The 20,509-nt window shown below is 52.1% G+C and carries 19 protein-coding genes and 1 pseudogene; 12 read left to right on the top strand and 8 right to left on the bottom strand.

The genetic code is table 11. The features are described 5' to 3' along the window. Nucleotides 1-67: 67 nt before the first annotated feature. The 3 genes from rsmF to yebS form a co-directional block, all read right to left on the bottom strand. Nucleotides 68-1,510: a 16S rRNA (cytosine(1407)-C(5))-methyltransferase RsmF gene (gene rsmF / locus ACHHZ6_RS01300; protein ID WP_395121624.1), complete on the bottom strand. Its 1,443-nt coding sequence runs from the start codon at nt 1,508-1,510 to the stop codon at nt 68-70. Between the two features lie 76 nt (nt 1,511-1,586). Further along, nucleotides 1,587-4,220 (bottom strand): PqiB family protein, encoded by a 2,634-nt coding sequence (locus tag ACHHZ6_RS01295; protein WP_182919888.1) that lies wholly within the window; start codon nt 4,218-4,220, stop codon nt 1,587-1,589. Then, entirely contained in the window at nt 4,189-5,472 is a 1,284-nt protein-coding gene (yebS, locus tag ACHHZ6_RS01290; RefSeq protein WP_395121622.1) for a membrane integrity lipid transport subunit YebS, read from the bottom strand. The genes ACHHZ6_RS01295 and yebS overlap by 32 nt, the downstream gene beginning before the upstream one ends. A gap of 132 nt (nt 5,473-5,604) precedes the next feature. Here yebS and ACHHZ6_RS01285 point away from each other — a divergent pair, with 132 nt between their 5' ends. The 4 genes from ACHHZ6_RS01285 to htpX all read left to right on the top strand — a co-directional run bounded on the left by ACHHZ6_RS01285 (nt 5,605) and on the right by htpX (nt 10,029). After that, nucleotides 5,605-6,102, top strand: coding sequence for a GAF domain-containing protein (locus ACHHZ6_RS01285; RefSeq protein ID WP_182919890.1), 498 nt, complete (start codon nt 5,605-5,607; stop codon nt 6,100-6,102). A gap of 96 nt (nt 6,103-6,198) precedes the next feature. Then, nucleotides 6,199-6,885, top strand: a complete 687-nt coding sequence (gene proQ, locus ACHHZ6_RS01280; protein WP_119937251.1) for an RNA chaperone ProQ — start codon at nt 6,199-6,201, stop codon at nt 6,883-6,885. Between the two features lie 19 nt (nt 6,886-6,904). After that, nucleotides 6,905-8,953: a carboxy terminal-processing peptidase gene (gene prc / locus ACHHZ6_RS01275; RefSeq protein ID WP_182271789.1), complete on the top strand. Its 2,049-nt coding sequence runs from the start codon at nt 6,905-6,907 to the stop codon at nt 8,951-8,953. Between the two features lie 194 nt (nt 8,954-9,147). After that, nucleotides 9,148-10,029 (top strand): protease HtpX, encoded by an 882-nt coding sequence (htpX, locus tag ACHHZ6_RS01270; protein ID WP_182271788.1) that lies wholly within the window; start codon nt 9,148-9,150, stop codon nt 10,027-10,029. A gap of 50 nt (nt 10,030-10,079) precedes the next feature. On the opposite strand, the gene ACHHZ6_RS01265 is transcribed toward htpX, so the two are convergent. After that, nucleotides 10,080-11,453: an MFS transporter gene (locus ACHHZ6_RS01265; protein ID WP_395121618.1), complete on the bottom strand. Its 1,374-nt coding sequence runs from the start codon at nt 11,451-11,453 to the stop codon at nt 10,080-10,082. Between the two features lie 178 nt (nt 11,454-11,631). On the opposite strand from ACHHZ6_RS01265, the gene kdgR reads away from it, so the two are divergent. Further along, complete coding sequence (gene kdgR / locus ACHHZ6_RS01260) at nt 11,632-12,423, top strand: DNA-binding transcriptional regulator KdgR (RefSeq protein ID WP_182271786.1); 792 nt, start codon at nt 11,632-11,634, stop codon at nt 12,421-12,423. Nucleotides 12,424-12,489: 66 nt separating this feature from the next. Here the strand turns inward: kdgR and ACHHZ6_RS01255 are convergent, their stop codons facing one another. Further along, the gene (locus ACHHZ6_RS01255) at nt 12,490-12,729 is read right to left on the bottom strand and encodes a YobH family protein (protein ID WP_182274530.1); all 240 of its coding nucleotides are present in this window, start codon (nt 12,727-12,729) and stop codon (nt 12,490-12,492) included. Nucleotides 12,730-12,889: 160 nt separating this feature from the next. On the opposite strand from ACHHZ6_RS01255, the gene mgrB reads away from it, so the two are divergent. The 7 genes and pseudogenes from mgrB (at nt 12,890) to rlmA (ending at nt 18,126) form a co-directional block, all read left to right on the top strand. After that, nucleotides 12,890-13,033 carry a PhoP/PhoQ regulator MgrB gene (mgrB, locus tag ACHHZ6_RS01250; protein WP_395121616.1) on the top strand — a complete coding sequence of 48 codons (144 nt, stop codon included), beginning with the start codon at nt 12,890-12,892 and terminating at the stop codon, nt 13,031-13,033. Between the two features lie 74 nt (nt 13,034-13,107). Further along, a complete protein-coding gene (locus tag ACHHZ6_RS01245; protein WP_182271784.1) occupies nt 13,108-13,398 on the top strand; it encodes a YebO family protein in 291 nt (96 codons plus the stop codon). 23 nt (nt 13,399-13,421) lie between these two features. Continuing rightward, nucleotides 13,422-14,411 (top strand): MBL fold metallo-hydrolase, encoded by a 990-nt coding sequence (locus ACHHZ6_RS01240; RefSeq protein WP_395121614.1) that lies wholly within the window; start codon nt 13,422-13,424, stop codon nt 14,409-14,411. A gap of 526 nt (nt 14,412-14,937) precedes the next feature. After that, a pseudogene (locus tag ACHHZ6_RS01235) lies at nt 14,938-15,082 on the top strand (DUF2627 domain-containing protein). 12 nt (nt 15,083-15,094) lie between these two features. Continuing rightward, nucleotides 15,095-15,304 carry a transcription antiterminator/RNA stability regulator CspE gene (cspE, locus tag ACHHZ6_RS01230; protein WP_001062678.1) on the top strand — a complete coding sequence of 70 codons (210 nt, stop codon included), beginning with the start codon at nt 15,095-15,097 and terminating at the stop codon, nt 15,302-15,304. Nucleotides 15,305-15,523: 219 nt separating this feature from the next. Beyond that, on the top strand, nt 15,524-17,242 hold the full coding sequence (gene ftsI, locus ACHHZ6_RS01225) for a peptidoglycan glycosyltransferase FtsI (RefSeq protein WP_182271782.1): 1,719 nt from the start codon (nt 15,524-15,526) through the stop codon (nt 17,240-17,242). Nucleotides 17,243-17,310: 68 nt separating this feature from the next. After that, nucleotides 17,311-18,126, top strand: coding sequence for a 23S rRNA (guanine(745)-N(1))-methyltransferase (gene rlmA, locus ACHHZ6_RS01220; protein ID WP_395121611.1), 816 nt, complete (start codon nt 17,311-17,313; stop codon nt 18,124-18,126). Here rlmA and mntP read toward each other — a convergent pair. The 3 genes from mntP to ACHHZ6_RS01205 form a co-directional block, all read right to left on the bottom strand. After that, complete coding sequence (gene mntP, locus ACHHZ6_RS01215) at nt 18,123-18,689, bottom strand: manganese efflux pump MntP (protein WP_182271780.1); 567 nt, start codon at nt 18,687-18,689, stop codon at nt 18,123-18,125. The two genes, rlmA and mntP, sit on opposite strands and share 4 nt — an antisense overlap. Nucleotides 18,690-19,087: 398 nt before the next feature. Further along, complete coding sequence (locus ACHHZ6_RS01210; RefSeq protein ID WP_182271779.1) at nt 19,088-19,546, bottom strand: DUF986 family protein; 459 nt, start codon at nt 19,544-19,546, stop codon at nt 19,088-19,090. A 103-nt stretch (nt 19,547-19,649) separates the two neighbouring features. Next, nucleotides 19,650-20,501, bottom strand: coding sequence for a PTS mannose transporter subunit IID (locus tag ACHHZ6_RS01205; RefSeq protein ID WP_182271778.1), 852 nt, complete (start codon nt 20,499-20,501; stop codon nt 19,650-19,652). Between the last annotated feature and the right edge of the window lie 8 nt (nt 20,502-20,509).

The following is a 20,509-nucleotide window of genomic DNA, read 5'->3' as shown; positions in this document are numbered from 1 at the left end:
CAGTGCGGGCATCCATTTTTTATCGTAGACAAGGAGAGCAAAATCGCCAGTAAAAAAGTGCGCTTTTTTAGGCTGTGCGTTCGTTACCGGTAAACAGGCGACCGTCGCGTACCAGTTCACGCGGGTAGCTGTTTTTCAGCCGCGATCCCACCTTTTTCGCCAACCCAAGCGGATAGCCCTGATAAGTCACCACCACTTCATCCTGCGATGGGGTGTTTTCAGGGTAAACGTCGCGGCCACGGTACCACTCTTCGGCTTCCTGATGCGTCAGGGCAAAGGTATTTTCACTTCCGGCAAGGGCAATGACCGCCTCATGCTGCCAGCGGTAGCCTTTGTTATGGATTTCCGCCAGACGGATCCCGATGCGGGAAAAACGGACTTTCCCAATCAGTGGTTCGATATTCGCCGGGAAAAGCCAGATCTCTTTATCACGTAACCAGAGATGAAGGCTTTCATCCCAGACCAGCCCGGCCTTGTTGGCTGCAATTTTTACCTGCTCTGCTTCACGGCCTTTTAACGGCGTGAAGGGGAATTTTCCCACCTTAAAGCCAGGTGCGGGCAGGGGGGGAACGGCGAGGGTTTTACGCAGTCGTGCCACAAAGAAACCTTCGCAATCATAGATCTGCGGAAAAACGTGCAGGAACCCTTCGGGGGTAACGGCCTCTTTTGCCGAAACAAACAGGCCATCCAGCGGCAGGAACTCGACGGCGTCCGGATACTGTGCTTTCAGCCACAGACAGACGTCTTCATTCTCATCGCGGTTTAACGTACAGGTGGAGTAAACCAGTGTGCCACCTGGGCGCAAGGCGTGAAACGCGCTATCGATCAGTTCACGCTGTGTGGCTGCGATCTCAAGGTTGCTTTCCACTGACCAGTTTTTTAACGCATCGGGATCTTTACGCACGACGCCTTCTCCAGAACACGGTGCATCCAGCAGGATGGCATCAAACGATTCTGGTAATGCGGCACCGAACACCCGACCGTCGAAGTGCGTCAGCGCCACATTATGAATACCACAGCGGCTGATATTGGCGTGCAGCACTTTAACGCGGCTGGCGGAAAATTCATTGGCGAGAATGGCACCGCGGTTGCCCATGCGTGCGGCAATCTGCGTGGTTTTAGACCCTGGTGCTGCTGCGACATCCATCACCCGCTCTGGCGCGTTGTCATCCGCAAAAAGTGCGGCAACCGGCAACATGGAACTGGCTTCCTGAATATAAAACAGACCACTCAGATGCTCAGCGGTACTTCCCAGCGGCAGGGCTTCTTCGTCATCACGTTCGATCCAGAAACCCTCTTCACACCACGGTACCGGCGTGAGTTGCCAGTTGTAAGGTGAAACCAGCTCAAGAAATGCGTCGACGCTAATCTTCAGGGTGTTGACGCGAATGCTACGGCGTAACGGACGCTGGCAGGCGGCGATAAAGTCGTCTAATGAGAGGTGAGAAGGAAGCGCCTCGCGCATTTGCGCCAGGAATTGTTCAGGAAGAAATACAGAATTTTGAGCCACGGGCACACCACAGGGAAACATTCAGGTGCGCAGTGTAACATAAAGGCTCCGGTGCGTTGACACCGGAGCCCTGAGATTAACGCGGCAGCGCAGTGCCCCATTCACGCCACTCTTTTGGTTCGCTTTCGAGCAGCAGGAAGTGTTTGTCAGGCTGCGCCTTCGGTGCCAGAGGTGTACCCGGTGGCGTGGCGAAGGCGATACCGCCGCGAATGAACTGGTTGAATGTCCCGGTTTTCACTACTCCACCGGTCAGACCAAAGTCCAGTGAATATCCGGATGCCAGCCAGAACACGGAGTTATTACGTACCAGATGCTGATAACGCTCGCTGATGCGCAGTGCCACCATGACGCGGTCGGACAATGTTCCCAGCGTCAGGCCAGTTACTGTACCCACTTCAATACCGCGGAACAGAACCGGTGTGCCGATGTTTAGCGAGCCCGCTTCCGGTACTTCCACTACGATGCTCAGGCCATCAAGATAGCGCGAGTCGGTAATGGTGGCTTCCTGCAGTTCAAAATCACGACGGGCATTGCCCTGGCCGGGTTCGACGTTAATGTACGGCTGCAAAATGGTGTCGAGGTGCTCAACCCCTGCCGCTGAGATTTTCGGTGTCACCACGGAGAAACGCGAACCCGTGCGGGCAAAGGTCTGGACATATTCCGGGTAGAGTACCGCTGTAGCCTGCACTTCATTACGTGAGGTAATCAGCGTCAGCTTCTGGATCTGCCCGATATCAATGCCCAGATAGCGGATGGGCATCCCTTCAGCCAGTTTGCCCGCATCGAAGGCATGCAGGGTAATCTGCCCACCAACGGCACGGGCAGCGGTTTCAGACGGGAACAGGATGCGTTTATCATCTTTGCGCAGGTTCGCGCCTGCGCCGCTGAGATTATCGAAGCTAATCGCACCGCGCAACGCGCGGGAGAGCGGAGAGGCCTGAACGGTCAATCCACTGCTATTGAGCTGAACCTTTGCACCGCCCTCGGCCCAGAACACGCTGTTTGGCGTGAGCAGCTTGCGGTACTCAGGTTTGATGTGCAGTTCGATATCAAATGCGTCTGCCCGCGGGCGAACGGTGATCACTTCCCCGACGGCAAATTTACGGTAGAGCACAACGGAGCCGGCCTGCACGTCTGGCAGCGTCTCGGCGCTCAAGGTCAGTGTGGTGGTTGGCAGATCGCTCAGGCTATTTTCAACTGCTTTGTCCAGATTGGCATACAGTGGATAGCTGTCGCGCATCGGGCCTTTCTCACCTGGCAAAATACGGATCCCGCCGTTCACCCATTCGCTGGCGCTGGCACCAAGGAACTCCACGCCGTCCAGACCCACCTTCACGTCGACACGGCTGTTGACCACGAATTTACTGTCGCCATGCACCAGGTCGGCATAGTGAGGATCGATGGCCACCGAGAAACTCACGCCTTTCTCCGACAGCGTACGCTCCAGCACCTGGCCGACCTGCACGCCATGCAAAATCAGCGGCTGACCGGCTTCAATACCGTAGCTTTCCGGGGCATTCAGCGTCAGCGTGATAACGCCTGGTTTTTGCAGAAGGGATTTATCCGCAGGGACGATAACGAAGCTGTTGCTCGGTTGGCCTTCACCTGGGATCAGCTCAAAAGTGCTGCCGGTCAGCAGGCTGCTGATGCTGGCATCGCTCAGCGACAGCTTCGGACTGCGCATTTCAATACGCGTTTTTTCGCGCAGGAGATCAACCACGCTCGGATCAACGGTCATCTCCCCGGTCACAGAACCGTCGGGATTGAGCGTCATTTTAGTGAGCTGCCCAACCTGCAATCCCTGATACATGAGTGGAGTCGAACCGGCTTTCAGCCCTTTGGCATCGGGCAGAGTGAGTTTGACGATCACGCCACGCTGGCTGTGTGCCAGGTCGGCATACAATCCAAATGTATCATCTGTGGTGGCAGGGCCAGAGTTTTCCGGGGAATCGAAGGCAATGGCACCATTGACCAGTGCGGCCAGGCTCTCAAGCTTCACTTTCGCACCGCTCAGGCTGACGTCAGCATCCACACCTGAAACATTCCAGAAACGGCTGCCTTTTTTCACCAGGTTCGTGAACCGGCGTTCGATGAGCACATCAATAGTGACCCCCTGTTTGTTGGGGTTGATAGCATAATCGTAGACGCGGCCTACCGGGATTTTGCGAAAGTACACCAGCGAGCCACTGTTCAGCGAACCGAGATCCGGGGCCTGGAGGTGGATCATCAAATCCCCGTTGTTCAGACGGTATTTGGGCTGCGTATCGAGCGCGACGAAATGCTCCTGCGGCTCACCTTTACCGGGCATCATACCAATGTAGTTACCGCCAACCAGCGCATCCAGCCCTGAAACACCGGCCAGAGACGCTTTGGGTGTTACCAGCCAGAACTGTGTTTCGCTGCGCAGCGCATCCTGCATGTCTGATTTAATGCTGGCACGCACCTGAATTTTGTTCAGCCCTTTGCCAAGCCGTATATCCTGTACGGTACCGACTTCTACACCCTGGAAACGCACAGGCGTACGCCCGGCGATGATGCCGTCAGCAGACTGGAAATCAATGGTGATGGTATTGCCGCGATCTTCATAGCTCGTCCAGATAAGCCAGCCTGCGATCATCAACGCAATGACGGGCAGCAACCAGAATGGCGAAATGCGGCGTTTTGTTTTAATTCGCGCTTCAGTCGGCGAAGCGGGCGTTTCCTGACTCATGTGCATCCCAAAGTAAGCGGCTATCCAGCCATTCCACAGCAAGAATAGTCAATATCACCGCAGAGCCGAAGTAAAAAGCTGCGGGTCCCATTGTAAAAGCAAGTAACTGATCGCGATTGATGAGCGACATCATCAACGAAATCACAAACAGATCCAACATCGACCAGCGGCCAATCCAGGTGACCAGCCGCAGAAGCAGAATGCGCGAGCGTAACCCCTGTTCACATTTAAAGTGAATGCTGATGAGTAGGGTAAACATCACCACCACTTTGGTAAACGGCACCAGAATACTGGCGATAAAGACAATTGCCGCCACGCCAACGTTGCTATGGGCGAGCGAGACAATACCGGAGAGGATGGTATCTTCCTGACGGCTGCCATTCACGTAAATAATGGAAATCGGCATCATGTTGGCAGGGATCAGGAGCATCACCGAGGCAATCAGCGCCGCCCAGCATTTTTGCAGGCTGTTGTTGCGCCGAAGTCTTAACGGGATATGGCAGCGGGGGCAGCGTCCGCGCGCGTCAGCTAACCCGGTGTAGTGGCATCCCAGGCAGACGCGGAGGTTTTCATCGGGGCGCGTGGCAGGGCGCTGCGGATAAAATCGCTCCCAGAGCTGTTCAACATTCAGGTGGATCAGGGTCAAAATACTGAGCAACACCAGCGAGATAAAGGCCACCAGGCCAATGCCGGGCTGTAAGAACGCATAGTCTTGTACCTTAATTGAGGCGACGCCAATGCCAACCAGATAAATATCCAGCATCACCCACTCTTTGAGTTTATCCAGCATGAGCAGGACAGGGCGCAGGTTCATCCCCAGAATGTTGCCAAGCCAAAGGTAAGCGATGGCGGCGACCAGAACCAGCGGTGCGCCAATGGTGCAGAACAGCACCATTGAGGCGGTGAGTGGATCACCCTGGCGTGTCATCTGCCAGATCCCCTGCAGCACGTTGGCATCAATGCGCACGCCCAGAAGATAGAGTTTCAGCAGCGGTTCGCTCCAGGCAAACGGCATCAGCAACAGCATGGCGACCGCCATTGCAGCGAGTCGAGTGAGTGACCAGTCGCGGCCGTCGCGAATTTTGGCGTTACAGCGAGGACAAAAGGCACTTTGGTGCGATTTCATCTTCGGCAACATAAAAAGCGTATCGCACTGAGGGCAACGCTGATAATGTGCTCGAGGCAGCGCTTCGCTTACCGTACGGACAGTTATCTTTTTGGTCGGCGTAATTCTGGTTATTTTTAAGGCCATCAGTTGCGCACAAATAAGTAATGTTGAACGTTATATTAACTCATGAACGGATTCATCTTGAGCATAAGCGCATTTAATGCTTATTTTAATAGGCTATGCGGTAGTTTTGTAAGACAACCAAGTGATTGAATAATGAACAAAACAGAATTCTACGCGGAGCTTAACCGCGATTTTAAGGCATTGATGGCAGGTGAAACCAGCTTCTTAGCCACTCTGGCAAATACAAGTGCGTTACTGTTTGAGCGTCTGTCTGGTGTGAACTGGGCCGGTTTTTATCTTCTTGAAGGTGAAACGCTGGTGCTTGGGCCATTCCAGGGGAAAATTGCCTGCGTGCGTATTCCGGTGGGACGCGGAGTGTGTGGCACCGCTGTTGCGACAAATCAGGTTCAGCGCGTAGAAGATGTTCATGCCTTTGATGGGCACATTGCCTGCGATGCGGCCAGCAACGCCGAAATCGTCCTTCCGCTGGTGGTGAAAAATCAGATTATTGGCGTTCTGGATATCGACAGTACGGTCTTCAGCCGCTTTACAACCGAGGACGAACAAGGGCTGCGCGAGCTGGTAGCGAACCTGGAAAACGTTCTTGCAGCAACCGATTATCAAAAATTCTTTGCGAGCGTCGCAGGATAATCAACGGATAACGTAGCATTTACTGATAGCGTCATTATAATGACGCCTGTTCATGCCTGCGCTTGTTGGCAACGTCCGTTGTAATCAGGAAATTTCATGGAAAATCAACCTAAGTTGAATAGCAGTAAAGAAGTTATCGCATTTCTGGCCGAGCGTTTCCCACAGTGCTTCAGCGCTGAAGGTGAAGCTCGTCCCCTGAAAGTCGGTATTTTTCAGGATCTGGTGGCACGTGTTGAGGGGGAAATGAACCTCAGCAAAACTCAGCTTCGTTCCGCCTTACGTCTTTATACTTCGAGCTGGCGTTACCTGTACGGTATCAAAGCGGGCGCGACCCGTGTTGATCTCGACGGCAACCCTTGCGGTGAGCTGGATGAGCAGCACGTTGAGCACGCGCGTAAGCAGCTGGAAGAAGCCAAAGCACGCGTTCAGGCACAACGTGCTGAACAGCAAGCGAAAAAGCGTGAAGCAGCAGCGGCAAACGGTCAGGAAGACGCACCTCGTCGTGAGCGTAAACCGCGTCCTGCACCGCGTCGCAATGAGAATAACGATCGCAAACCGCGTGCTGACAAACCAGCAGCGAAAGCCCCGCGTGCGCCTCGTGAAGAGCAGCGCCATACCCCGGTTTCTGACATTAACGCACTGAGCGTAGGTCAGGCGCTGAAGGTAAAAGCGGGTAACAATGCGATGGACGCCACCGTACTGGAAATCACCAAAGATGGCGTTCGTGTACAGCTGACTTCTGGTATGTCAATGATTGTACGCGCAGAACACTTGTTGTTCTGAAACGGAGGCCAAGCCTGGCATGAACACTTTTTTTAAGCTCACCGCGCTGGCGGGTCTGTTTGCCATAACAGGCCATGCTTTCGCAGTGGACGATATCACGCGTGTTGATCAAATTCCGGTATTGAAGGAAGAGACGCAGCACGCGACGGTGAGTGAGCGTGTGACGTCACGCTTCACTCGTTCGCACTATCGTCAGTTCGATCTCGATCAGGCCTTTTCGGCCAAAATCTTTGACCGCTATCTGAACTTGCTGGATTACAGCCATAACGTACTGCTTGCCAGCGATGTCGAGCAGTTCGCAAAACGCAAATCCGACGTGGGTGACGAGCTGCGCTCCGGCAAACTGGACCTGTTCTACGATCTGTATAACCTGTCGCAAAAGCGTCGCTTTGAGCGTTACCAGTATGCGCTGAAAGTGCTGGAACGTCCGATGGACTTCACCGGCAACGACACCTTTAATCTGGACCGCAGTAAAGCACCGTGGCCGAAAGATGAAGCCGAACTGAATGCGCTGTGGGACGGAAAGGTAAAATATGACGAGCTGAGCCTTAAGCTCGCTGGCAAAGACGAAAAAGAGATCCGTGACACGCTGACGCGTCGTTATAAATCGGCCATTCGTCGTCTGGCGCAAACCAACAGTGAAGATGTGTTCTCACTGGCGATGACCGCTTTTGCTCACGAAATCGACCCGCACACCAACTATCTCTCCCCGCGTAATACCGAACAGTTCAATACCGAAATGAGCTTGTCTCTGGAAGGTATTGGTGCGGTGCTGCAGATGGACGATGATTACACCGTGATCAACTCGATGGTTGCTGGTGGCCCGGCGTCGAAAAGCAAAGCGATTAGCGTTGGTGACCGCATTGTGGGTGTCGGGCAAACCGGCCAGAACATGGTCGACGTGATCGGCTGGCGTCTGGATGATGTGGTTGCGCTGATTAAAGGTCCGAAAGGCAGCAAAGTTCGCCTGGAAGTGTTGCCTGCAGGCAAAGGCACCAAAACCCGTATCGTTACCCTGACGCGTGAGCGTATCCGCCTGGAAGATCGCGCGGTGAAAATGTCGGTGAAAACCGTGGGTAAAGAGAAGGTGGGTGTTCTTGATATCCCTGGCTTCTACGTTGGTCTGACCGACGATGTGAAAGTGCAACTGCAGAAGCTTGAGAAGCAGAATGTCAGCAGCGTGATCATTGACCTGCGCAGTAACGGCGGCGGGGCACTGACCGAAGCGGTTTCTCTGTCAGGCCTGTTTATCCCGTCTGGCCCGGTGGTTCAGGTGCGTGATAACAACGGTAAAGTACGCGAAGATGCCGACAACGATGGTGTGGTCTACTATAAAGGCCCGCTGGTGGTTCTGGTCGACCGCTTCAGTGCTTCTGCATCTGAAATCTTTGCCGCGGCAATGCAGGACTATGGCCGTGCGCTGATCGTGGGTGAGCCGACGTTCGGTAAAGGTACCGTTCAGCAGTATCGCTCTCTGAATCGTATCTACGATCAGATGCTGCGTCCGGAATGGCCGGCACTGGGTTCTGTACAGTACACCATTCAGAAGTTCTACCGCGTGAACGGCGGCAGTACGCAGCGTAAAGGCGTAACGCCGGACATCATGATGCCGACAGGCACAGAAGAGACTGAAACCGGCGAGAAGTTTGAAGATAACGCGTTGCCGTGGGATAGCATCAATGCCGCGACTTACGTGAAATCAGGTGATATGACGCAGTTTGGCCCTGAATTGCTGAAAGATCATAACGATCGTATCGCGAAAGATCCGGAATTCCAGTACATCATGAAAGACATTGCTCGTTTCAATGCCATGAAAGATAAACGGAATATTGTGTCTCTTAACTACGCTCAGCGTGAGAAAGAGAACGCGGAAGACGATGCAACACGTCTGGCGCGTATCAACGATCGTTTCAAACGTGAAGGTAAGCCTTTGCTCAAGAAACTGGACGATCTGCCTAAAGATTACCAGGAGCCCGATCCGTATCTGGACGAGACGGTTCATATCGCTCTCGACCTGGCGAATCAGGAAAAAGACAAACCTGCCGTGCAACCTGCTCCGGCAAAATAATCTCCCGACAGGCACAAGAAATTGTGCCTGTTTTTTTTAAGTTCTGCATCCTCCCGTCAATCAGATTTTCAATTGTGTAAAGTTGTGTCTTTCTGGTGACTTACACATGCTGGATCCTTGAAAATAGCCACAATACCCATACGATGTGGGTAATCGCATAGTGCGTTTTGTTAAACTGAGGTTAAAAGAAAATTATGATGCGAATCGCGCTCTTCCTGCTCACCAACCTGGCGGTTATGGTGGTTTTCGGGCTGGTGCTAAGCCTGACAGGAATTCGGTCGAGCAGCGTTCAGGGTCTGTTGATTATGGCGCTGCTGTTTGGTTTCGGGGGCTCTTTCGTTTCGCTTCTCATGTCGAAATGGATGGCACTGAAATCGGTAGGTGGTGAGGTTATTGAACAGCCGCGCAACGATATGGAGCAGTGGCTGATGAATACGGTTGCACAGCAATCCCAGCAGGCCGGGATCGCTATGCCGCAAGTGGCGATTTATCATGCACCGGATATCAACGCCTTTGCCACGGGTGCCCGTCGCGATGCGTCACTGGTTGCTGTCAGCACCGGTCTGTTGCAGAACATGAGCCGTGATGAAGCTGAAGCGGTCATCGCTCACGAAATCAGCCATATCGCGAACGGTGACATGGTGACCATGACCCTGATTCAGGGCGTAGTGAACACCTTCGTTATCTTCATTTCCCGTATTCTGGCGCAAATTGCCGCTGGATTTATGGGTGGCAACCGCGACGACGGTGAAGAGAGCAACGGCAACCCGCTGATCTATTTCGCTGTTTCGATGGTGCTGGAGCTGGTATTCGGTATTCTGGCAAGCATCATTACCATGTGGTTCTCCCGTCACCGTGAATTCCACGCGGATGCCGGCTCTGCAAAACTGGTAGGGCGTGAGAAGATGATTGCAGCGTTGCAGCGTCTGAAAACCAGTTACGAGCCACAGGAAGCCACCAGCATGATGGCATTCTGCATTAACGGTAAATCGAAATCGCTGAGCGAAATGTTTATGTCTCACCCGCCGCTGGATAAACGCATTGAAGCGCTGCGCAGCGGGGAATACCTGAAGTAACGCTGAAGAGTTGCAATGAACCGGGCAGGAGAACACTCCGCCCGGTTTTTTTATGCCTGTACTCTGGGCTGAGTGATGCGGAGCCCACTGATGATAGCGGCGATGGTGGCAAGGGTTCCTGCGGTAAGGAGTGCAATGTGGTTACCATTTTGTCCGGCAAGGTTAAACATCAGGGCGACCAGGGCCGCACCGGTGCTTTGCCCCAGCAGGCGCGCGGTTCCCAGCATACCGCTGGCTCCACCACTGCGATGGCGTGGTGCTGAAGTAATAATGGTGTGGTTATTAGGTGACTGGAATAGGCCAAAACCCGCGCCGCACAGGATCATACGCCAGATAATATCCAGATCGGAGGGTGACGACGGGAGCAGCGCCAGCGCGAAAAGTCCTGTCGCCATCACAATCAACCCCAGTGCGCCAAGCAATCCGGCATGCACGCGCTCAATCAAATACCCCGCCAGCGGAGCCATCACCATTGTCGCCAGCGGCCACGGTGTTAACAGCAGCCCGGTCTCAACTTCTGAACGTCCAACCACGCTTTGCAGGAAGAAGGGCAGGGAGACCAGCGCCAGCATCTGGGCGCAAAACGAGCAGACTGAGGTACAGATAGACAGCGAAAACAACGGAATTCGTAGCAGATCCACCGGTAATAGCGGCACCGGTAAAGCCAACTGGCGTCGTACAAAGAAGAAACCGATCACCAGCAGGGCGACGAGCTCTGCCCCGGTAAGCATGAGTGACTGGCCTTGCGCAAAACCGCCAAGAGCGGTAATAAGCAGGCCAAATGTCAGCGCATTCATTACTGCACCCGGGAGGTCAAAGCGTGTGGTTGTGTTTTTAGAGCCGTTCGCCGGGAGATAGCGCAGCGCAAAGAAGAGTGCCACGATGCCCAGCGGTACGTTAATCGCAAACAGCCATTGCCATGAGGCGACAGAGAGAATTGCGGCCGCAATTGTCGGCCCGGCGGCTGACGATACGGCCACGATGAATGAGTTGATCCCCATACCGCGGCCCAACTGGTGTGACGGATAGATTAAACGAATCAAGGCGGTGTTTACACTCATCAACGCTGCGCCGCCAAACCCTTGCGCAATTCGGGCGAACGTCAGGGTATGCAGTGAATCTGAAAGGGCGCAGAAAAGCGAGGTTAGCGTAAATACAGCCAACCCGCACTGGTAGATCCGGCGATAACCGAACATATCACCCAGAAAAGAGAGTGAGAGCAGGGAAACAACAATCGCCATCTGGTAGGCGTTGACGATCCAGATGGAGCTGGCGGGAGAAGCATGAAGGTCGCTGGCAATGGTTGGCAGGGCAACGTTGGCAATTGCACCGTCAAGGACGGCCATCGAAATACCGATGATAATTGTCGCAATAGCGCCGTATCGCTGGGGCAAAGGCAGACCATCGGAAAGGTTTTTTTCCATTAAGAGTGAAAAGCTCAGTGTGAAATTATTCTCATGGTAACTATTTTAGCATTATTAATGCCTCTTTATGCAGCAGATTTGTAACGAAGCAAACGGGGATTGATTGCAGGTAACATGACGGGAATTTATAATAAAAACAGGTTCTGATTTTTATAAAACACTCTCTATGAGGTGATAAATGGCAATCGCAGATTTGGATAAGCAGCCAGATTCTGTTTCTTCCGTGTTGAAGGTGTTCGGCATCTTACAGGCGCTCGGAGAAGAGCGTGAAATAGGTATTACAGAGTTATCACAGCGTGTAATGATGTCGAAAAGCACTGTTTATCGCTTTTTACAAACCATGAAGTCCCTGGGATATGTTGCACAGGAAGGCGAATCTGAAAAGTATTCTCTGACGCTAAAACTGTTCGAATTAGGTGCCCGCGCGCTGCAAAACGTTGATCTGATCCGTAGCGCAGATATTCAGATGCGTGAAATTTCCCGCCTGACGAAAGAGACCATCCACCTGGGCGCGATGGATGAAGACAGCATTGTTTACATCCATAAAATTGACTCCATGTACAGCCTGCGCATGTATTCGCGCATTGGCCGCCGTAACCCACTGTATAGCACTGCAATTGGTAAAGTTCTGCTGGCATGGCGTGACCGTGAAGAGGTGAAGCAGATCCTCGAAGGCGTGGAATACAAGCGCAGCACTGAGCGAACCATTACTAATACTGATGAGTTAATGGTCGTGCTCGATAAAGTGCGTGAGCAGGGTTATGGCGAAGATAATGAAGAGCAGGAAGAAGGGCTGCGCTGTATCGGTGTTCCTGTATTCGACCGTTTTGGCGTTGTCATTGCGGGGCTGAGTATCTCCTTCCCGACGCTGCGTTTCTCGGAAGAGCGTCTGCGTGAATATGTTGCTATTCTTCATACCGCTGCGCGCAAAATTTCTGAGCAGATGGGTTACAACGACTATCCGTTTTAACCGTCGTTGAGAATAAAAAACGCCGCATTTTTTGCGGCGTTTTTTATGGTTACGTCTGGCAGAGTGTTACCCGTTATCGACCACGACGGTCATTTTACGGAACACCGGACAATTCGATAACCCGAAAATACCGCTGTCAGAATGCAGATACTGTGCTGTGCTTACACCCTGGGCTGTCAGGTATTTGCACTGGATACCTAACCCAGCCGCGTTTTCGGTGCTGCCCACAAGGACACCGTAACCGGTTAGCAGAAGGCCAGTCCATAGCACGGCCAGCGCAATAAGGGTTCGAATGATTAAACGCATCATTGCCTCTTTTTCTTCGTTGTCATGCTCTTAAGCGTAACCTGTTTACGTAATGAAACAAGTACATGATTCTGAAAAGAGCTTGATGAAGTTACAGTTAGTCCCTGTTTAAGATAAGCGTGATAACCTGGTAACTTCAGGCCTTAAGACGGAGTGTGGAGTGAAAAAAATACGCTGGATAATTCTGATTATTGTGCTGATAGCATGCGTAGTGCTGTGGACGCAGACTATCAATGTGATGTGCGATCAGGATGTACAGTTTTTTAGTGGCGTTTACGCAATCAATAAGTTTATTCCGTGGTAGCACGCATTTTTTCTAAAGGTGATTTCCTTCCTTCGCGCCAGTGGTAAAATGAACGTTTTTATTGAGGTGGTGAAATGGGTGAGTTACTGAATTCAGGGCTGCTGAATATGGCGTCCCTGGTGATCTCTTTGGTTGTTCTGGTTGCGGGTCTGGTTATTTGGTTTTTCGTGAACCGCGTCAGTTCTCGTACTAACGAGCAGATCGAACTGCTGGAAGCGCTGCTCGATCAGCAAAAGCGTCAGAATGCGCTGCTACGTCGTCTGTGCGAAGCGAATGAACCTGAAGAGAAAGCAGCCCCGCAAGAAGCGGTAGCTGAAGACAAAGAAGGCGAAGACGATTTTATCCGCCTGGTGGCTGAACGTTAATCTGTCTGTCCCGGGAGGTGGTTATGGTCTGGAAAAATCCCTGGTATGACCCCTCCCTGAAGCATCACACACCAGATGGTTTTCGTAATACCTATCCGGTAGGGCACCAGGCTGGTGACGTTGACCGCTGGCGTAAGGCGCGCAAAGTTGCGGGCTTGCCTAAGCCTCCTGCGCTCGGTTATGACGCATTCATTCGTCAGTGGTGGCAGCCTGCCGAACTGAATCAACCGCAAGGCGACGGGGTATGGTGGCTGGGGCACGCGAGTTTGCTGCTGCAGATGGATGGCAATACCCTCCTCACCGATCCGGTTTTTTCACAGCGCGCTTCACCGCTTCCGTTTTTAGGGCCACAGCGCAAAACACCTCCCGCTATTTCTGTTGAACACCTTTCGCAACTTGATGCGGTGGTGATCTCTCATAACCATTACGATCATCTCGATAACGCGACGATTCGCCGTATCCTGAAACGCTTTCCTGACGTGAGCCTGTTTGTCCCTTTAGGTCTGGCGGACTGGTTTCGTCGTCGGGGAGCCCGACGCATTGTTGAACTCGACTGGTGGCAGAGCATCACCTGGCAGGGGATAACCCTGACCGCCGTGCCCGCACAGCACTGGAGTATGCGGACGCCGTGGAACCGAAACCGTTCCCTGTGGTGCGGTTGGGTCTTTGAAGGGCGACAGCACCGCTTCTGGTTTAGCGGTGACACAGGTTATTCGCCTGAGCTGTTATTGATACCGGAACGGCTTGGCAAAATTGACGCAGCAGCGTTGCCGATAGGCGCGTATGCTCCAGAATGGTTCATGGCTGTGCATCACATGGATCCACAGTCTGCTGTTGCGTTGTGGCAACAACTTGACTGCCCTCTGGCATTTCCCATTCACTGGGGCGTGTTTGAACTGGCAGACGAGTCCCTCGATGAACCGGTTCAGGAGTTGACCCGGGCGCTTGTTAATTTAGCACCAGTTAATAATTCATTCATGATACTGAAAATTGGTGAATATTTATCCTTGTAAACACCTCGCTGTTTTGTTGCATATATTCTGCATTTGAACCCATTGGTGAATATTTTATTTTTATCGAAACGTTTTGCTTGCCTTCTTTTGAGGCAGGGTCATAAAAATTTCATTATTTTGGTGCATAACCCTGCTTATTAATTGGTGGTTTTTAATACAGTTAAACGGTATCTATTAGCATCTTTTTTTCATTGTAACATTGCAGGTGCGTTGTAATGTTTCAGCATAACTTTTCACAAATTGTTCTAACTCAATGCTTGTAGCAAGGATTCTTCTCTTCGGCTCTGGACGCACTGAAGTGATTGAGCTATGGTAAAAAAGTCTCAGATTACAGCGGTTATGAACGTAACGCGAAGTCTGTGTAGAGGCGTCACACTGTCCATGAGCATTGCGCATAATTGTGCAGGTACTTGCAGGGCAGTGTTTGAATTTGTGCGGCAGATCGAGACACGTTTAAAAATGGCTTGCCATATTAAACGTTGTGTGTGATAACACGTTTTGGGTCAAACGAGGTACAGTTCTGTTTATGTGTGGCATTTTCAGTAAAGAAGTCCTGAGTAAAAACGTTGTCGTTGAATACCGCTTCTCTGCCGAACCTTATATTAGTGCCTCAAGCAGTAATGTCTCAGTTTTATCTCAGTCAATGCCTGCGGGCTAAGAAAACACTCTAAGGAATTTTGCAAATGGCAAAGATTAAAGGTCAAGTTAAGTGGTTCAACGAGTCTAAAGGTTTTGGTTTCATTACTCCTGCTGACGGCAGCAAAGACGTGTTCGTACACTTCTCTGCAATCCAGGGTAACGGCTTCAAAACTCTGGCTGAAGGCCAGAACGTTGAGTTCGAAATTCAGGACGGCCAGAAAGGCCCAGCTGCAGTTAACGTAACTGCTATCTGATCGAACCACTGCTGACGGAAGTGCTTTTGCACTTCGTTTTCAGATATAAAGCCTCGCATCCTGCGGGGCTTTTTTATAACGTTATTTTTCAAAATATTACGAACGCCTCTCTTGTTAGCAACTTGTTGCAAAGCTGCGAGATTAGTAGCACTGTTTTCCCTCCTTTATATCCGCTTTTCCCGTTAAATCAGGGCGTTGTTTAACAGTCCTGGGGTTCAGGTGAAAAAGAAAACGATACCGACCACCGGAAATTTTACCCCGGTGCGTTTTGCTCTGCTGTGTTTTGCCATTTTTTGTAGTCTGGCGTTTTTGCTGGGACGTGTTGCCTGGCTACAAATTGTTAAACCAGACAATCTGGTTAAGCAGGAAGACATGCGTTCGCTGCGTGAAGTCGAGATCGACGCCCCGCGTGGGATGATTGTCGATCGCGAGGGGCGACCACTGGCGGTGAGTGTGCCGGTCAGGGCCGTATGGGCTGACCCAAAAACGGTGCTGGCAAAAGGCGGTGTAGGTTTTGATGATCGCTGGCAGGCTCTGGCGAATGCGTTGCATCTCTCTCTTGGCACGCTTTCATCGCGGATTAACAACAACCCGCAGGGGCGATTTATCTACCTCGCGCGTCAGGTCGATCCTTCTCAGGCACAGTGGATAGATAAGCTGAATTTACCGGGTATTAATTTACGCGATGAGTCCCGTCGTTTTTATCCGGCCGGACACATTGCGGCGAACCTTATTGGTTTCACCAATATTGATGGGCAGGGTATTGAAGGTGTAGAGAAAAGTTTTAACACTCAACTTATGGGTAAGGCGGGGGTGAGACAGGTAAGGGAAGACCGTTACGGACGGGTGGTTGAGAACCTGACCGAAATTTCACCCGTCCCTGCACATACTATCCAGCTGAGTATTGATGAACGCCTGCAAACCATCACTGAAGATGCACTCGATAATGCAGTGGCATGGAATAAAGCTGAGTCGGGCGCATCGGTTTTAATTAATATCCAGACGGGTGAAATTCTCGCGATGGCGAGCTACCCGGATTTTAACCCGAATAATCGTGAAGGGGCGACGTTAAACGATTTTCGCAATCGTGCGATTAGCGATACCTTCGAACCTGGCTCGACCGTCAAGCCGCTCGTGCTCATGACCGCATTACAGCAGGGGCTGGTGCAGCCGGACAGCGTAATCGACACTCATCCGTATACGCTTGATGGTCACCGTATCCGCGACGTCGGCTACTATCCCGAACTGACAATGACCGGGATCCTGCAAAAATCGAGCGATACCGGCGTATCTCGCCTCTCTCTCGCCATGCCAATTCAGCATCTGCTTGATACCTACAGAAATTTTGGATTTGGCACCAATACCGGACTGGGTCTGACGGGAGAAAGCTCAGGGCTATTACCACAGCGCAAGTTCTGGAGCCAGCTTGACAGGGCTACCTTCGCTTTTGGCTACGGCTTAATGGTGACACCGCTTCAGCTGGCGCATGTCTACGCGACCATCGGCAGCTATGGCCTTGAGCGTCCCCTCTCGATCACACGCATCGATCCACCGGTTATCGGGCACAGAGTGATGCCGGAAGAGATTGCTCATGAAGTGGAACACATGATGGAGAGCGTTGCGCTACCTGGCGGCGGCGGCATAAAGGCGGCTGTTCGCGACTATCGTGTCGCGGTTAAAACCGGTACGGCGAAAAAAATTGGTGATGACGGCAAGTATGTTGATAAGTATGTCGCCTATACTGCCGGCGTTGCGCCAGCCAGCGATCCACATTTTGCACTGGTGGTGGTGATCAACGATCCGAAAAACGGGGATTACTACGGTGGTGCCGTTTCCGCACCCGTTTTCAGCGAGATTATGGGTAACGTTCTGCGTCTGGAAAATGTTAAACCTGACGGCTTAGCGGCGGACTCCGATCACCTTATCGTTATGCGTTAACCCAGGCGTTTATAACCGGGGCGAATAGCGGTACACTTTCGCCCTTTGATGAATGCCCCGGAGTCACCATGTCTTTCAGCTGTCCCCTTTGCCACGCGCGGTTGACGCGCTCTGAGAAAAGTTTTACCTGTCCACAGGGGCACCAGTTTGATATGGCGAAAGAAGGGTACGTGAATCTTCTGCCCGTGCAACATAAACGCTCCCGCGACCCGGGAGACAGCGCTGACATGATGCAGGCGCGTCGCGCGTTTCTGGATGCCGGGCACTATCAGCCGCTCAGGGATACCGTTGCGCAGATGCTGGGTGATAACCTGGCTGACAATGCCTGTGCCGTGCTGGATATCGGCTGTGGCGAAGGTTACTACACGGCAACGTTTGCAGAGGTTGCGGGTGAAAAGGGGGGCGAAACATACGGTCTGGATGTGTCGAAAGTGGCTATTCGCGCAGCGGCAAAGCGCTATTCTGCGGTGACGTTCTGTGTGGCATCCAGCCACCGGTTGCCGTTTGACGATACCAGCATGGATGCGGTTGTGCGTATCTATGCACCCTGTAAGGCAGAGGAGCTGGCACGCGTCGTGAAACCAGGTGGATGGGTTATCACCGTCACGCCTGGCCCACGTCATCTGATGGAACTGAAAGGGTTGATCTACGATGAAGTGCGCCTGCATGCGCCTCACTCAGAGCAACTGGCGGGCTTTACGCTGAAACAGGAACAGTCTGTGGCGTATGAAATGAACCTGAAAGGGGATGAGGCCGTGGCGTTGTTGCAAATGACGCCGTTTGCGTGGCGGGCCAAACCCGAGGTGTGGGAAACGTTGGCACAACAGACAGAGTTTCGCTGCCAGACGGATTTCAGTATCCATTGCTGGCAGCGCGAAGTTTAACCTGCGAAGTGTGCCCAGAGAATTTGGGCACCAATACCAATCAACACAATACCGCCCAGGATCTCGGCTCGCTTACCCAGCAGCGGGCCGATAAACCGACCCACCATTATTCCCAACGTCGACATGATCAGCGTCGCGCAGCCAATGGCCAACGCGGTGGCGATGATATTCACCTGCAGGAACGCCAGACCGACACCCACAGCCATTGCGTCAAGGCTGGTGGCAATCGCCGTGGTCACCAGTAGCCAGAAACCGTGGCGGTGCAGTGGCTCCTCATCGTCATCACTGTTACCGCGCAAACCTTCGATGATCATTCGACCGCCGAGGAATACCAGCAGCACAAAGGCGATCCAGTGGTTCCACTCCAGCACAAACTGACTGGCCAGCATGCCAAGCCCCCAACCGATAAGCGGCGTCAGCGTTTCAATGGCACCAAAGATCAAGCCAGTACGCAGGGCTTCAGAAAATTTAGGTTTGTGGAGTGTGGCACCTTTACCGATGGAAGCAGCAAATGCATCCATAGACATGCCGAAGGCAAGAAGAACAGTTGCAGAGATATTCATAAAAGCGTCCAGACCGGGAGATATCCATATGACACATCACTGCCCCCAGTAAACAGCAGTTGATGTATCTATGGTCTCGCCTGACCGCTTTGCACATAAATGCACTGAAAGCGATCCGTACGCGCCACGTTTTTCAACGAGTATGTTGACACGTACATTTCCTGCGGACAGGAAATCAGCTACTCCCCAACGACGGGCGCAACCTTAACATATTTTGAGAATATAAAACAACAACCGGAGGGTATTATTCTGCTCTCTTATTGATAACGGTTTTCATTTAGATTTAAGCGTGAGAATATCGTTAACAAATATGAGTTTTAAAATGACAAAATATAGCTTTGGCTATATTTTTTTTGCGTGGAATAAACACAATATATAGCCAGTGCTATGAATTCAACTCATTGAGTTTTAACGAGTAATTTGTATATTTTTTCCAGGTCGTCAATGTTTTTGACCCGGATAAGCAGGCGGCGTTGTTCTAATTGCATTACCAGCACACCATCTTCCGATAAATTCATCTCGCTGATGCGGTTATATTCTACCCATACATTGGCGAAGAAAAAGCCACGGCTTTTAAAAATGACTTTGGGTGTGCGGATCCAGAACAGATAAATCGCCATTAATGCCAGCGCACATAATAACCATGTGGTTAATATTGCACCGTGGCTGGTGACATTATTGTAAATCAGAATGACTATCAGACCCGCGAAGATAAACGCATCAACGCGTCCGCGGCGTAAAAGGGGCAGGGAGAGCAGCGTTTCGCCGTGGCGGTGGGGCATGATGAACTCGTCATAGATAGCGTAAGCCAGAAGGGCAACAATAAACAAAACCAGTACGATGTCCGTGACAGTCATTCATCCTCCAGATAAAAAGACCGGGGGCAAGCCCCCGGTGTATAGCCCGTCATACTTCAGGTTGCATGTGCGTTGGCTGCAACTCGAATTATTTAGGGTTGTCTTACAGACCCAGCAGGCCGACAGCGTAGCCTACGATACCGATGATGAAGAAGCCAACGATGATCCACAGTGGGTTAACTTTCTTACGCAGTAACCACATGCAGGCGAAGGTCAGCAGCAGCGGCACCAGACCCGGCATCAACTGATCCAGGATGGTCTGCACGGTGGTCACGCGGGTTTGTCCATCCTGACCGGTAATGGTCGACACCACCAGCGGGATGTTCACGTGCGTCCATTTGTTAACCAGTGCCCCCATGACAAACAGGCCGAGGATTGACGCCCCCTCAGTCAGTTTTTGCAGGAAGCCACCGCCCATGTCCTTAACGATGTCCACACCTTTACGGTAGCCATAAGCTACGCCGTAGTAACGGGTCAGCAGACGTACTGCGTTGAACAGGATGAAGAACAGCAGAGGGCCGAGCAGGCTGCCGCTCATCGCGATACCGGCACCCAGTGCCGCAAATACCGGACGAACCGTACCCCAGAAGATAGGGTCGCCGACGCCTGCCAGCGGCCCCATCAGACCAACTTTGATACCGTTTATCGCACCATCGTCAATCTCTGCGCCGTTTGCACGCTGCTCTTCCATTGCCAGCGTTACACCCAGAACTGGGGCCGCAACGTAAGGGTGGGTGTTGAAGAATTCCAGGTGACGCTTAATCGCCTGACGACGTGCTTCGTTGTTCTCTGGATACAGGCGTTTGATGGCCGGTACCATAGAGAAACAGAAGCCCAGCGCCTGCATACGTTCGAAGTTCCATGAACCCTGAAACAGGTTAGAACGGATGAACACGCCACGAATATCACCCGGAGTGAGTTTTTTCTCAGTGGTATTTTTTGTCATATCAACCATTTCGCTCA

The organism is Enterobacter cloacae complex sp. 2024EL-00214 (genome assembly GCF_043945575.1).
In the GTDB taxonomy this organism is placed as follows: domain Bacteria; phylum Pseudomonadota; class Gammaproteobacteria; order Enterobacterales; family Enterobacteriaceae; genus Enterobacter; species Enterobacter cloacae_P.
The sequence above is the reverse complement of the archived record's forward strand: the minus strand, read 5'-3'. Positions and strand labels throughout refer to the sequence as shown.

What these genes read in the sequence shown, in the direction of transcription:
- prc (WP_182271789.1), top strand. Translation starts at nt 6,905, where the DNA reads ATGAACACTTTTTTTAAGCTCACCGCGCTGGCGGGTCTGTTTGCCATA.
- ACHHZ6_RS01240 (WP_395121614.1), top strand. Translation starts at nt 13,422, where the DNA reads ATGGTCTGGAAAAATCCCTGGTATGACCCCTCCCTGAAGCATCACACA.
- kdgR (WP_182271786.1), top strand. Translation starts at nt 11,632, where the DNA reads ATGGCAATCGCAGATTTGGATAAGCAGCCAGATTCTGTTTCTTCCGTG.
- yebS (WP_395121622.1), bottom strand. Translation starts at nt 5,472, where the DNA reads ATGGCCTTAAAAATAACCAGAATTACGCCGACCAAAAAGATAACTGTC.
- mntP (WP_182271780.1), bottom strand. Translation starts at nt 18,689, where the DNA reads ATGAATATCTCTGCAACTGTTCTTCTTGCCTTCGGCATGTCTATGGAT.
- ACHHZ6_RS01205 (WP_182271778.1), bottom strand. Translation starts at nt 20,501, where the DNA reads ATGGTTGATATGACAAAAAATACCACTGAGAAAAAACTCACTCCGGGT.
- htpX (WP_182271788.1), top strand. Translation starts at nt 9,148, where the DNA reads ATGATGCGAATCGCGCTCTTCCTGCTCACCAACCTGGCGGTTATGGTG.
- ACHHZ6_RS01255 (WP_182274530.1), bottom strand. Translation starts at nt 12,729, where the DNA reads ATGCGTTTAATCATTCGAACCCTTATTGCGCTGGCCGTGCTATGGACT.
- proQ (WP_119937251.1), top strand. Translation starts at nt 6,199, where the DNA reads ATGGAAAATCAACCTAAGTTGAATAGCAGTAAAGAAGTTATCGCATTT.
- ACHHZ6_RS01265 (WP_395121618.1), bottom strand. Translation starts at nt 11,453, where the DNA reads ATGGAAAAAAACCTTTCCGATGGTCTGCCTTTGCCCCAGCGATACGGC.
- ACHHZ6_RS01295 (WP_182919888.1), bottom strand. Translation starts at nt 4,220, where the DNA reads ATGAGTCAGGAAACGCCCGCTTCGCCGACTGAAGCGCGAATTAAAACA.
- rlmA (WP_395121611.1), top strand. Translation starts at nt 17,311, where the DNA reads ATGTCTTTCAGCTGTCCCCTTTGCCACGCGCGGTTGACGCGCTCTGAG.
- ACHHZ6_RS01210 (WP_182271779.1), bottom strand. Translation starts at nt 19,546, where the DNA reads ATGACTGTCACGGACATCGTACTGGTTTTGTTTATTGTTGCCCTTCTG.
- ACHHZ6_RS01285 (WP_182919890.1), top strand. Translation starts at nt 5,605, where the DNA reads ATGAACAAAACAGAATTCTACGCGGAGCTTAACCGCGATTTTAAGGCA.
- ACHHZ6_RS01245 (WP_182271784.1), top strand. Translation starts at nt 13,108, where the DNA reads ATGGGTGAGTTACTGAATTCAGGGCTGCTGAATATGGCGTCCCTGGTG.
- cspE (WP_001062678.1), top strand. Translation starts at nt 15,095, where the DNA reads ATGGCAAAGATTAAAGGTCAAGTTAAGTGGTTCAACGAGTCTAAAGGT.